Annotated in this window: 8 protein-coding genes; 6 read left to right on the top strand and 2 right to left on the bottom strand. The window is 58.2% G+C overall.

From position 1 onward, the window contains the following. Positions 1 to 61: 61 nt before the first annotated feature. On the bottom strand, positions 62 to 1402 hold the full coding sequence (locus OL236_RS07030; RefSeq protein WP_265070083.1) for an SGNH/GDSL hydrolase family protein: 1341 nt from the start codon (positions 1400 to 1402) through the stop codon (positions 62 to 64). 234 nt (positions 1403 to 1636) lie between these two features. Between OL236_RS07030 and nifJ the strand changes: the two genes are divergently transcribed. The 6 genes from nifJ (at position 1637) to glyS (ending at position 12676) form a co-directional block, all read left to right on the top strand. Then, a complete protein-coding gene (gene nifJ, locus OL236_RS07025; protein WP_265070082.1) occupies positions 1637 to 5161 on the top strand; it encodes a pyruvate:ferredoxin (flavodoxin) oxidoreductase in 3525 nt (1174 codons plus the stop codon). A gap of 522 nt (positions 5162 to 5683) precedes the next feature. Continuing rightward, positions 5684 to 7432, top strand: a complete 1749-nt coding sequence (locus OL236_RS07020) for an ABC transporter ATP-binding protein (protein ID WP_265070081.1) — start codon at positions 5684 to 5686, stop codon at positions 7430 to 7432. Beyond that, positions 7425 to 9176 (top strand): ABC transporter ATP-binding protein, encoded by a 1752-nt coding sequence (locus tag OL236_RS07015; protein WP_265071801.1) that lies wholly within the window; start codon positions 7425 to 7427, stop codon positions 9174 to 9176. The genes OL236_RS07020 and OL236_RS07015 overlap by 8 nt, the downstream gene beginning before the upstream one ends. Before the next feature lie 66 nt (positions 9177 to 9242). Then, complete coding sequence (locus OL236_RS07010; RefSeq protein ID WP_265070080.1) at positions 9243 to 9455, top strand: hypothetical protein; 213 nt, start codon at positions 9243 to 9245, stop codon at positions 9453 to 9455. Positions 9456 to 9731: 276 nt separating this feature from the next. Continuing rightward, positions 9732 to 10613, top strand: coding sequence for a glycine--tRNA ligase subunit alpha (gene glyQ / locus OL236_RS07005; RefSeq protein ID WP_264918682.1), 882 nt, complete (start codon positions 9732 to 9734; stop codon positions 10611 to 10613). Then, the gene (gene glyS, locus OL236_RS07000; protein WP_265070079.1) at positions 10610 to 12676 is read left to right on the top strand and encodes a glycine--tRNA ligase subunit beta; all 2067 of its coding nucleotides are present in this window, start codon (positions 10610 to 10612) and stop codon (positions 12674 to 12676) included. The genes glyQ and glyS overlap by 4 nt, the downstream gene beginning before the upstream one ends. Before the next feature lie 159 nt (positions 12677 to 12835). Here the strand turns inward: glyS and OL236_RS06995 are convergent, their stop codons facing one another. Then, positions 12836 to 13267 (bottom strand): Dps family protein, encoded by a 432-nt coding sequence (locus OL236_RS06995; protein WP_265070078.1) that lies wholly within the window; start codon positions 13265 to 13267, stop codon positions 12836 to 12838. Between the last annotated feature and the right edge of the window lie 241 nt (positions 13268 to 13508).

Raw genomic sequence — 13508 nt, 5'->3', positions numbered from 1 at the left:
TATCGGAAGAGAGATAAATACAATATATTCTCCTTAATATATTGTCATCACGCCCCAAAACCTACTGCGCGGGAAGTCGGTCAGCTTGCTGCTTCGTTTCCGGCCAGGCGCGGTTGACCGTCTGGGCGATGAGCTGCTTTCCGATCACGTCCTCGTGCAGTCCGTCCAGAGCCAGTTCCGTCGGCAGCAGGGGATGGGTGGAGAATGCCGCCGCCACATCGATGTGCACCTCGGTGCGCAGGAAGGCGTTGACGAGGGAGAACTGCGTCTGCCAGTCATCCGCCGTCGGCTCGTCAAAGGCGCGTGCGATGTTCTCGGGGTTGATCGGCGGCAGCGTGAGGAAGATGGGGCGGATGCCGTTCGCGAGGCAGCGTGCCTTGAGTTCTTCAAGGTCGGCGATGACCTCGGCGGCGCTGACGCCCGCACGCAGGCTGTTCGTGCCATTCAGGATAAGCAGGTAGCGCGGATGGAAGGGCAGGACGTCCGCTTCGAAGCGTTCGAGCATTGTCACGCTCGTATCGCCGCTCATCGAGAGGTTGATGGCAGGAAAGTCGAGATAGGAGAGCCAGCTGAATTCGTGGTCGGCGGGCCCGTAGGAGATATGACCGCCGCCGTGGCTGATGCTGTCGCCGAAAACAGCGATTTCCCAGTTGTCTTGGGGGTCGTTGCGGAACTTCAGCACGGGAGACCAGTCGCTTGCGGGTTCGTCTGCCTCGTCGAGCGAACGCACGCGCCAGTAGAAGAATCCGGAGCCGATGCGGGGCTTCTGGTCGTAGATTTCAGAAAGCCGCGTCGTCATCGTGTCGATCGGCTCGGCGTCGGGGGTTTCCGTCGGATCTTCTGCGTAGAGTGCGACCTCGAAGGCATGCGCACGATAGGGGCGCACCCAATGGTAGACGGGATAGAGAAGAGGCGCTGTGAGCTCGGAGAAGGCGATGGGAAGTGGCACGGTCATGACGCTCGGCGCGACGGCGGCGCTCGTGTAGAGCGGCATGACGGCACTGAAAAGCGACACGGGCGTGCCGTCGAAGTCGAGGGCGCGCACGCGCCAATAGAGCGGCGCGCGCCCCAAGAGATCGGCAGCGAAGAGGAAGAGCGGCGGGTTGTAACTGCTCGCATAGACGTCATCGGAGCGCCAGACGGCTTCGGAGGACGCCGTATCGGGATAGCAAATGGCAGGCTGTTCGCGGAAGAATTCGATTTCGTAGTGCGTGGCGTTGACGTTCTTCTCCCACACGAGAATGGGGGAGAAGGACAAGGGATGCAGCATGGACGTCTCCGTTATGGCGCGAAGCGGCGCCTTGGCATAGAGCGCTTCATCACTTTCGATGACGGTCGCCCAAAGGATCAGAGGGACGATGAGTGCGGGCACGAGAGGCCTCAGGCGGCGAAGGTGATGCAAGAGATTCCACTCCTAGCTTTCTTGGCGGTCTTGGTGCAGTTTTCATAATGGTTTCTATTATATCGGGAGGCGGACGCAAGGTCAATAAATCTGTGATTTTCTCCTATTTTTCCGAATTGTTCCTCATGCTGTTTATTTACAACAGGAATGGTTCGGTGTATAATAGGTCATAGCGGGTATTACCCACATTTATGTGTTTTGTATCTTTTTATAAAGAGGGGAGCAATTCAAAACATGAGCAAAAAAATGAAGACCATGGACGGCAACACGGCTGCGGGATATATTTCCTACGCATTCACCGATGTTGCGGCCATCTACCCGATCACGCCGTCCTCGCCGATGGCGGAGCATGTCGACGCTCTGGCGGCGAAGGGAACGAAGAACATCTTCGGTCAGAAGGTGCGCGTCATCGAGATGCAGTCCGAGGCAGGCGCTGCAGGCGCTGTGCACGGTTCTTTGCAGGCAGGCGCCCTGACGACGACGTACACGGCTTCGCAGGGCTTCCTGCTGATGATCCCGAACCTCTACAAGATTGCCGGCGAGCTCCTTCCCGGTGTCTTCCATGTGAGCGCCCGTGCTCTGGCGACTTCCTCCCTCAATATTTTCGGCGATCAGCGCGATGTTATGGCAGCGCGTCAGACGGGCTGTGCGATGCTGTGTGAGGCGAGCGTGCAGGAGGTCATGGATCTCGCCGCTGTCGCGCATCTCGTCGCCATCAAGGGCCGCGTGCCTTTCATCAACTTCTTCGACGGTTTCCGCACGTCGCATGAGATTCAGAAGATCGAAGTCATCGACTTTGACGATCTTGCGAAACTCCTCGACTGGGATGCGGTCAAGGAGTTCCGTGCACGCGCACTGAACCCGAATCATCCGGTCATCCGCGGTACGGCGCAGAACCCGGATATCTACTTCCAGTCGCAGGAAGCCGCCAACAAGTACTATGAAGCGCTGCCTGAGCTTGTCGAGGAAGCCATGGCAGATCTCGCGAAGATCACGGGCCGCGAGCACCATCTCTTCGACTATCATGGTGCAAAGGATGCCGAGCGCATCATCATCGCCATGGGCTCGATCTGTCAGACGGCCGGCGAAGCCGTGGATTATCTCAATTCCAAGGGTGAAAAGGTCGGCCTTCTTTCCGTGCATCTCTATCGTCCGTTCTCGCTCGAACATTTCTTCAAGTATCTGCCGAAGACGGTCAAGAAGATCGCCGTCCTCGACCGCACGAAGGAGCCGGGCGCGATCGGCGAGCCGCTCTACCTCGATGTCAAGGCGGCATTCTACAACTCCGACATGAACCCTGTCATCGTCGGCGGCCGCTATGGTCTCGGCGGCAAGGACACGACGCCCGATCATGTCCTCTCGGTCTACGAGGAACTCAAGAAGGACGATCCGAAGCACGGCTTCACGATTGCCATCGACGATGATGTCACGCATACGTCGCTCGCTGAGTATCCCGAGGACGTCGATCTCACGCCGGAAGGCACGACGGCCTGCAAGTTCTGGGGTCTTGGCTCGGACGGCACGGTCGGCGCGAACAAGAGTGCCATCAAGATCATCGGCGACAAGACCGACATGTATGCGCAGGCGTATTTCGCCTATGACTCGAAGAAGTCGGGCGGCATCACGATGTCGCATCTGCGCTTCGGCAAGTCTCCGATCAATTCGCCGTACCTCATTCATAACGCGAACTTCATCTCGTGTTCGCAGCAGTCGTATGTGACGAAGTACGATCTCCTCGCAGGTCTCAAGCGCGGCGGCAAATTCCTGCTCAACACGGTCTGGAGCGAGGAGGATCTCTCGAAGCACCTGCCCGCCTACATGAAGCGCTACATCGCGAAGAACGACATCGAGTTCTACACGGTCAACGCTGTGGAAATTGCCAAGGAACTCGGCCTTGGTGGTCGCTTCAACATGGTCATGCAGTCCGCGTTCTTCAAGCTCGCGAACATCATTCCGATTGAAACGGCTGTCAAATACCTCAAGGATGCTGTCGTCACATCGTATGGCAAGAAGGGTCAAAAGATCGTCGACATGAACAATGGCGCCATCGACAAGGGCATCGAGGCTCTGCATCGCGTCAATGTTCCTGCGGACTGGGCGAATGCCGAGGACGAGAAGGAAGAGGCACATGAGATTCCGGCGTTCATCACGGGCGTTCAGAATGTCATGAACCGTCAGGAAGGCGACCGCCTCAAGGTTTCGCAGTTCGCTGAGGAAATGGTCGACGGCACGTTCCCTGTCGGCGGCGCGGCTTACGAGAAGCGCGGCACGGCGATCAATGTTCCCGTATGGAATGCCGAAAAGTGTATCGGCTGCAATCAGTGCTCGTACGTCTGCCCGCATGCGACGATCCGGCCCGTACTCACGACGGACGCGGAGAAGGATGCGGCCCCCGCTGGCTTCCCGTGGAAGAAGTCCAAGGCGATCAAGGACTACAACTTCACGATCGCCGTCTCCACGATGGACTGCCTCGGCTGCGGCAACTGTGCACAGGTCTGCCCGGCGAAGGCTCTCGACATGAAGCCGCTCGACGACGACCTCAAGGCGCAGCAGGTCTACTTCGATTACGGCGTCGACGCGAAGAAGGTCGCACCGAAGAAGAACCCGATGAAGAAGGACACGGTCATCGGCTCGCAGTTCGAGAAGCCGCTGCTCGAATTCTCGGGCGCTTGCGCAGGCTGCGGCGAGACGCCGTACGCGAAGCTCCTCACGCAGCTCTTCGGCGACCGCATGATGATCTCGAATGCTACGGGCTGCTCGTCGATCTGGGGCGGCAGCGCGCCGGCGATGCCGTACACGAAGAACGAGAAGGGCTATGGCCCGGCTTGGGCGAACTCCCTCTTCGAGGACAACGCAGAGTTCGGTCTCGGCATGTTCCTCGGCGTTCGTGCGATCCGCGACCGCGTTGCGGCAGATGTCGATGCGGCTCTTACAGATGGCAAGGGAAGCGCAGACCTCCAGGCTGCTTTGAAGGACTGGAAGGACAACATGGCCGAGGGCGAGGGCACGCGCGAGCGCGCTGACAAGCTGACGGAACTTCTCGAAAAGGAGAAGGGCACGGACGAGCTTCTGAACAAGATTTACGATGAGCGCGACTACTTCGTGAAGCGTTCGCAGTGGATCTTCGGCGGCGACGGCTGGGCTTACGATATCGGCTACGGCGGCGTCGACCATGTGCTCGCTTCGGGCGAGGATGTCAACATCTTCGTGTTCGATACGGAAGTCTACTCCAATACGGGCGGTCAGGCTTCGAAGTCCACGCCGGCGGCTGCGATCGCAGAGTTCGCTGCGACGGGCAAGAGGACGAAGAAGAAGGATCTCGGCATGATGGCGATGTCCTACGGCTACGTCTACGTCGCGCAGGTCAACATGGGCGCCGACCACAACCAGGTCTTGAAGGCGATCAAGGAAGCCGAGGCTTATAAAGGACCGTCGCTCATCATCGCCTATTCGCCGTGCATCAACCATGGCATCCGCATCGGCATGGGCTGCAGCCAGGAAGAAGGCAAGCGCGCCAATGCCTGCGGCTACTGGGCGAACTATCGCTTCAACCCGACGCTCGTCGGCACGGACAAGAATCCGTTCACGCTCGACTCGAAGGAGCCGGATTTCAGCAAGTTCCAGGAATTCCTGCAGGGCGAAGTCCGCTATGCTTCCTTGAAGCGCAGCTTCCCCGAAGCTGCCGACGCACTCTTCGAGAAGACGGAGAGCGATGCCAAGATGAGGCTCGCAGGCTACAAGAAGCTCGCCGGCAAGTAAGGCGAGGTTTGCTGCAACGAAAAGAGGCTGCCGCACAATTTGTGCGGCAGCCCTTTTTTCTTTGACGGATGCTGTTTTGTGTCGCAGAAAGGCGTTAATAAAACTTTAGGAATCACTGATAAATTCAGCCACCCATCTTCACACATCTGCGCTGTCCTCTCGTCGTCGACAAATCCTCGACGTAGCACCGCTACGCCTGCGGTTTGTCTCCTTGCTGAGCCGTCCAAGAGCCAAGTCCGAAGGACGCAGGCGATTGGGCAACGGCTCGTATGCGAAAACGTCCCAAGAATGCAAGCGCGAAGCGCGTCGCATGATTGGCTGACGTTGACCGCTATAGATACAGCGCATCTGTGCAAATCTGGGCGACCTCATTTTATCAGCGCTTCCTTTATTCTTGCATTGCAGCGTGAAGTATGATATAACGATATAGATTATCATTGATAATAGATTTACATATCATTGCCTAAAGATTCGTTAAACTTATCATGGAATCCAACCGGAAAATATTGAGGAGGTGCGGACATGGATGCGAAAAGTGCTTTGCTGCGTCTGTGGGAGTTGGATGAAGAGGAGCATGGCAGGCTTCTCTTTTCGATTTTCCTTTCTGTTACGGCAGTGCTCTGCGGACTTGTGCCGTATTTCGTCGTATCGTCACTCCTCGCGGCGCTTCTGGCAGGACGGGGGCTGCAGAGAGATGAGGTTTTTCTGCTGTGCTTCGCCGCGTTCGTCGGCTATCTTCTGCGCAGCATCCTCTATGCGTACGCGCTTTCCGTCTCGCATAAGGCGGCGTTCTCCATTCTGCGCGAAGTTCGCTGGAAGATCCTGCAAAAACTGCCGAAGCTGCCGCTCGGCACGGTCACGGATCTGCCTGTCGGCGAGGTCAAGCACATCATCGTTGACCAGGTGGAGAGCACGGAGCGCACGCTCGCGCATCTTCTGCCCGAGTTGACGGCGAATCTCGTCGGCCCTTTCTGCATCTTCTGCTATCTGCTTGTGCTTGATTGGCGCATGGCGCTCCTGGCAATCGTTTCCATCCCCGTCGGGCTCTTTTGCCTGAGCTTCGCCATGCGCGATTACAAGGAGCGCTTCGAGGCGTCGGTGGCGGCGACGGAGACGATGAATGCCGCTATCGTCGAGTACATCGGCGGCATCGAGGTCATCAAGGCGTTCAACCAGGGCGCGGCGTCCTACGAGAAGTTCTCGCGCAGCATCGCGGCGAACGCTGCATATTTCTATCAGTGGATGAAGGACTGCCAATTTCCCATCTCCTTGGCGATGACGATCGCGCCGACGACACTGCTGACGGTTTTGCCCGGCGGCTGGCTTCTTTACATGCAGGACTGCATGAGCATGGAAGTGTTCGTGACGGCGGTGATTCTTTCTCTGGGAGTCGCAGGGCCGTTGATCGAGGCCATGGGGTTCATTGACACGGTGTCGCAGGTCGGGACAGTCGTCGCTTCGGCTGACAAGCTGCTGAGAGCGGAGGAGCAGCATCATGGCACATCGGATGTCGAGCTTCTCAATGCGGGCATCGAGCTTACGGATGTGCGCTTTTCTTACCAAGATGGCAAGGAAGTGCTGCATGGCGTGAGCCTTGCGCTTGCACCGCATACCTTGAACGCATTCGTCGGACAGAGCGGCAGCGGTAAGACGACGCTCGCACGCCTGATTGCCGGCTATTGGGATATAGATTCGGGCAGCTTGAAGATCGGCGGCAGGGAGAGTACGGATATTCCGCTCGCGCAGCTCTACGATCTCGTTTCCTTCGTTGCGCAGGACGCCTATCTCTTCGACGACAGCATTCGTGAGAACATTCGCATGGGCAGGCCGCAGGCCTCCGACGAGGAGGTCGAGCGCGCCGCGCGAGCTGCGGGATGCGAAGACTTCATCCTGCGGCTTGCGCATGGTTATGACACGCGCGTCGGCACGGGCGGCAGTCATGTATCGGGCGGCGAGCGTCAGCGCATCGCCATCGCGCGCGCCGTCTTGAAGGATGCGCCGATCGTCGTGCTCGACGAGGCGACTGCCTATGTCGATCCTGAGAACGAGGCGGTCCTGCAGCGGGCGGTCGCACGCCTCATCGCGGGGAAGACGGTCATCATCATCGCGCATCGGCTGTCGACGATTACGGACGCCGACAAGATCTTCCTCATAGAAGCGGGCATGGTTGCGGCGAGCGGCACGCACGAGGAGCTGCTTGAAAAGAGCACAGCGTATCGCGCGATGTGGCACGCGCATGTCGGAGCAAAGGATGGTGATTGCCATGCTTGAAGCGCTGAAGATGATTTGGCATTTTGCGGGAAAGGAGCGGGGAAACCTCAACAAGTCGCTCGCTCTGGGCGTTATTTACGCACTCTTCCACATCCTGCAGATCACGGCGATCTACATCGTCCTGCAGGCCTTGGTCGAAGGAAGGGTTACGGCGGAGGCGGCGCTTTCTTCTCTGGGGTTGCTCGCATTGAGCGTGACGGGCAGGGCAGTTGCCCATTATTTTTCGCAGCTGCAGCGCGTCCATGCCGGCTACTTCATGGTGGCACAAAAGCGCATCGCCATCGGCGACAAGCTCAAGGCGGTTCCCATGGGCTATTTTGACGAAAGCAGCAGAGGCGAGCTTACGGGTGTTGCGACGACGGTTCTGAACGATGTGGAGAACACGGCGCCGCGCCTCTTGGTCACCCTTTTGAGCGGCTTTTTGAATACGCTGATCCTCATGCTCATGCTGCTTTTCTGGCAGTGGCGCATCGGCGTGCTCTTTATTCTCGGCGTCCTCTGCTACTTGCTCGTGACCTCTTCGGTGGAAAAGAAGTCGCGCAGCCTTGCACCGAAGCGGCAGAAGGCGCAAGCGAAACTGGTCGAGGCGGTTCTCGAGCAGATCGAGGGAATGCCCGTCATCAAGGCGTTCAACCTGCGTGGCAAGGGCGATACACGCGTGCGTGAAGCCCTTGATGAGAGCCGTGCAGCGAATCTCGCTATCGAAAGGATCTTCACGCCGTACGCCATCGCGCAGGAGACGACGCTGCGCCTCTTCAGCGTCTTGATCATGTTCGTCGCCTTGTTTTCTTACGAGGCAGGTACGATGGATCTTCTGACAGCTCTCATGGGTTTGGTGCTCTCGTTTCTGATTTTCTCGCAGATTGAATCGACGGGAAGCATGCTGATGATTCTGCGCGTTGTGACAAGCTCCATCGAGCAGGCGGAGCGGGCGGCGGATCTGCCGCAGATGGATTCGGGCGGCACGGATATCGAGCCGGAGCATCACGATGTTTCCTTCGAACACGTCGACTTTTTCTACGGTACGCGAAAGATTCTTGATGATGTTTCATTGGCGATTCCTGAGCGCGCCTTGACGGCGATCGTCGGTCCGAGCGGCTCGGGCAAGACGACACTCTGCCATCTCATCGCACGCTTCTGGGATGTGGCGGACGGCAGCATCAAGGTCGGCGGACATGATGTGCGCGACTACACGCTCGAATCTTTGATGCGACAGATCAGCATCGTCTTCCAGAACGTCTATCTTTTCCGCGATACGATAGAAAACAACATCCGCTTCGGCAAGCCGACGGCAACGCACGAGGAAGTTGTCGCCGCTGCACGCGAGGCCTGCTGCCACGACTTCATCGAGGCGCTGCCCGAGGGCTACGATACTGTGATCGGAGACGGTGGCGCGAGCCTTTCGGGCGGTGAGCGCCAGCGCATTTCCATTGCGCGTGCCATCTTGAAGGACGCGCCGATCATCATCTTCGACGAGGCGACGGCGAATGTCGATCCCGAGAACGAAGACCGTCTGCAAAAGGCGATGGAATCGCTGACGAAAGGCAAGACGGTCATCATGATCGCACATCGGCTCAACACCGTGCGGAACGCGCGGCAGATTATCGTCGTCGCTGAGGGAAGGATCGTGCAGCGCGGCACGCATGAGGAACTTTTGCAAGAACGCGGTATCTACGCCGATTTCATCCGTGCGAGGCAGGCAGCGCTCGGCTGGAAGGCGGCGCGTGGGGAAACGGGCGTTTGAACGTGCAGTTTGTCTTGACGGCATACGATTGGATGAAATATAATCATTTGTAGGGAGGTGGCTGCTATGCGTATGGTGAATGTTCCGCTCAACAATATGGAGCGCAGAAAATTTGTGAAGGCGGCGCGTGCGAAGAGATCGAATGTGCCGCAGCTTTTAAAAAGGTTGGCGCTGCAGCAGCTCGGCATAACGTGTTGCTGGATTAAGCGTGGAAAACTGGGTATGATAACAAATGATATTCCCTCCATTGACAAGCCGCCGCATCCTTTGCTAAACTAAACATGCGATGAAGAAGAAAAGGAACTTCCGTACAGCGAGACGGTGGCAGTGGAAGACCGTCAGGGCGGCGCACGATTCTTGCGCGGTTCTTGGGAGTGACGGGCGCTTTGGAGCATCAGTTCAATAAAATTCAAGGTGGGCGTTTGCCGCAGCATGCTTTGCTGCACGGCGGCGTCAATCAGGGTGGAACCGCGGGATACGTCTCGTCCCTGTGACATTTTTGTTGCGGGGCGGGGCGTTTTTTTGTCCGTTTCGCGAGATAAGGAGTTGTTCGATTTGAAGTTTCAGGAGATCATCCTCGCTCTGCAGAAGTTCTGGAGCGAGCAAGGCTGCATCTTGGCGCAGCCGTATGACGTGGAGAAGGGCGCGGGCACGATGAATCCCGCGACCTTCCTGCGCGTCTTGGGGCCGGAGCCGTGGAACGTCGCCTATGTCGAGCCTTCGCGCCGTCCGGCGGACGGGCGCTACGGCGACAATCCGAATCGTCTGTATCAGCACCATCAGTTCCAGGTCATCATGAAGCCGTCGCCTGACAATATCCAGGAGCTTTACCTCGAAAGTCTCGAAAGCCTTGGCATCGATCCCAAGCAGCACGACATCCGCTTCGTCGAGGACAACTGGGAGTCGCCGACCTTGGGCGCATGGGGTCTTGGCTGGGAAGTCTGGCTCGACGGCATGGAGATCACGCAGTTCACCTATTTCCAGCAGGTCGGCAGCGTGGACGTCAAGCCCGTCTCCTCGGAGATCACCTATGGGCTGGAGCGTCTTGCCATGTACATCCAGGGCGTCGAGAACGTCTTCGACATCCAGTGGACGGCAGATTATACATACGGCGACGTCTTCCATCAGAACGAAGTCGAGCAGTCGGCGTATTCCTTCGACCTGTCGGATGAGGCTCTTCTCTTCGATCTTTTTGACAAGTACGAGAAGGAGGCCGTGCGCATCATTGAGCTGGGGCGCGTCCATCCCGCCTACGATTACGTTTTGAAGTGCTCGCACGCCTTCAATCTGCTCGACGCGCGCGGCGCGATCAGCGTGTCGGAGCGCACGGCGTTCATCGGGCGCGTGAGAAGGCTTGCGCGCCTTTGCGCCCAGTGCTATCTGAAGCAGCGCGAGGAACTTGGCTATCCGATGCTGAAGAGGGGGGCGAAAGCATGAGCAAGGATTTGTTGTTGGAGATCGGTACGGAGGAGATTCCGGCACATGCGATGCCCGGAATGCTCAAGGAGCTTGGCGAGAACGCGAAGAAGGCTCTGAAGGAACTGCGCCTCGCGCACGGCGCGGTGCGGACGCTCGGCACGCCGCGCCGCCTCGCGCTCGTCGTCGAAGGACTCGCAGAAAAGCAGGAGGACGTCGCCGAGGAGAAGCGCGGTCCTTCCGTACAGGTGGCGTTCGATGCGGCAGGCAAGCCGACGAAGGCGGCGGAAGGCTTCGCACGCGGGCAGGGATTGAAGGCGCAGGATCTCGTCGTGCGTGACGGCTACGTCTATGCGCTCGTCGAAGAAAAGGGAGAGAGTGCGGAAAAGGTGCTGGCAAAGATGCTGCCCGAGCTCATTTCAGGTCTTCCGCTTCCGAACAGCATGCGCTGGGGCGACCTCGACTTCCGCTTCATTCGTCCCCTGCGCTGGCTCGTCGCGCTCTACGGCGATAGGATCGTGCCCTTCGAGCTTGCATGTGTCAAGAGCGGCAATACATCGCGCGGCCATCGTTTCCTCAGCACGGGCGACTTCACGATTGAGGATGCCGCGCATTACGAGGAGGCGTGCGAGAAGGCCTTCATCATCGTCGATCCCGCGCGGCGCAAGGCTCTGATTGAGGAGGGACTCGTCGAAGCAGCGAAGGCGCATGGCGGCACGGCGGAAATCACGCCGAACCTCCTCGAAGAGGTGCTTTACCTCGTCGAGTATCCGACAGCGCTCGCGGGAAGTTTCGAGGACAAGTATCTCGCGCTGCCGCCCGATGCCGTCATCACGCCGATGCGCGACCATCAGCGCTACTTCCCCGTGAAGTCGGCGGACGGCAAGCTCCTGCCGCTCTTCCTCACGGTGCGAAACGGCGGGAAAGAGTACCTTGAGACGGTGCAGCACGGCAACGAGCGCGTGCTGCGCGCGCGCCTCGCCGACGCGCAGTTCTTCTTCGACGAGGACAGGAAGAAGAGCCTTGCGGAGCATTTGGAAAAGCTCAAGACCGTCGTGTTCCAGGAAGGGCTTGGCACGGTCTACGACAAGTCACTGCGTCTCGAAAAGCTCGCAGGAAAAATCGCTGACGCCATCGATGCGAATGATGCCGAGAAGAAAGCGGCGATGCGTGCAGCGCTTCTTTCCAAGGCGGATCTCGTGACGGGAATGGTCACGGAGTTCACGGAGCTGCAGGGCGTCATGGGCAAGGAGTACGCGCGTCTCGACGGCGAGGGTGAGGACGTAGCCCTCGCGATCGACGAGCACTACATGCCGCGCTTTGCGGGCGATGCGCAGCCGAAGACGCGTGCGGGGCTCGTCGTGAGTCTCGCGGACAAGATGGACAACATCGTCGCGACGTTCAGCCGCGGCCTGATTCCGACGGGTTCTCAAGATCCCTTCGCCCTGCGCCGCCAGGCGCTCGGCATGGTACACAGCATCATCGAGGCGGGCGTTGCCATATCCCTGCATGACCTCGTGGACTGGACGATGGATCTGCTCAAGATCACGGATGCGGCGGTGCGCGAGAAGATGCAGGCGGATGTCGCTGACTTCATGCGCCTGCGCCTCAAGAACGTGCTCGCCGAAGAAGGCATACGCTACGACATCGCTGATGCTGTGCTTGGCAATGTCGACGACGTGCGCCGCGTGCTGCTCGCGGCGAAGGCGGTCAGAGAGCAGCTTGCCGCGCCCGGCATGGCGGACGCCGTGCAGGCCTTCGTGCGCGTGGCGAACCTCGCGGCGAAGGCGGAGAAGGGCGAAGTGCACGTCGATGCAGCGCTCTTCGAGACGGACGAGGAGAAGGAACTGATGAAGGCCTACGCTTCCGCTAGGAGTGCAGCTGAGAGCCTCATCGAGGCGCACGACTTCGTCGGCGCCATCGACGATTTCAAGGATCTTGCCGAGCCGATCAACGCCTTCTTTGACGCCGTCATGGTCATGGCGGACGACGAGAAGATTCGCAAGAATCGCCTCGCCCTCTTGAAGGGCGTCGACGATCTCCTGCGCGAGGTCGCTGACTTCAGTAAGATCGTGCAAGCGTAAGAAGAGATCGCTGCAAGTACGCGCGGTCTCTCCGATATGGCACACGACCTCAATGCGGCGGCCGCCAAGTTCAAGACCTGAAGAGCGGCACGAAATGAAAAAATGGGCGATGCATGTCTATGCATCGCCCATTTTTGACTGTTCATGCTGCGGGTTCTCTTACTTCATGCGCGCCTGACGAAGCATCCACAGCGACTTGGCGTATTTCTTGATGAGGTCGTCCATGAGCATGGAAGTGACGTAGCGGTTCGCCTCGTCGGCAGCTTTCTTGAGGCTGCGCACCTGCTCGTAGATATAGGAGAAGTCCTTCTCGACTTCAGCGAGGATCTCGTCCGAGGTCACGAAGCCGGGCTTCGCTTCCTCAATCTTCGCGGTTGCGAGGAAGTCCTTGAGGGACGACAGCGGTTCGTGGTTGATCTGCAGCAGGCTCTCGGCGATGGCGTCGATGTCTTCGCGCACGCCGTCGTAGTAGCTTTCCAACTGCGCGTGAACGGGGAAGAAGTCGGGACCCTTGACGTACCAGTGGTAGTGCTGAAGTTTGTGATATTCGACGACGAGGTCGGAAAGAAGCTGGTTCAACATCTTGTGCATGAAAAATCCTCCTTTGCGATATAGGGGCGGAACTTTGCCCGCAAATTCATCGCTCCCATTATAGCATAAATGGTACGGATTCACAAATAAGATTTATTATCTTTTATAATTCAAGGATTCATGAGTGGGCAGTGATTCCGTAAGTTTGCGAATGGAAAGAGCAATCCTTTTTGTTCCAACGACGCGGCAACTGTGGTATAATGTTCCCGTTCAATATCTCGTAGGGAGAATTAGGGGGATT

This window comes from Selenomonas sputigena (assembly GCF_026015965.1).
Classification (GTDB): Bacteria; Bacillota; Negativicutes; order Selenomonadales; family Selenomonadaceae; genus Selenomonas.
The sequence above is the reverse complement of the archived record's forward strand: the minus strand, read 5'-3'. Positions and strand labels throughout refer to the sequence as shown.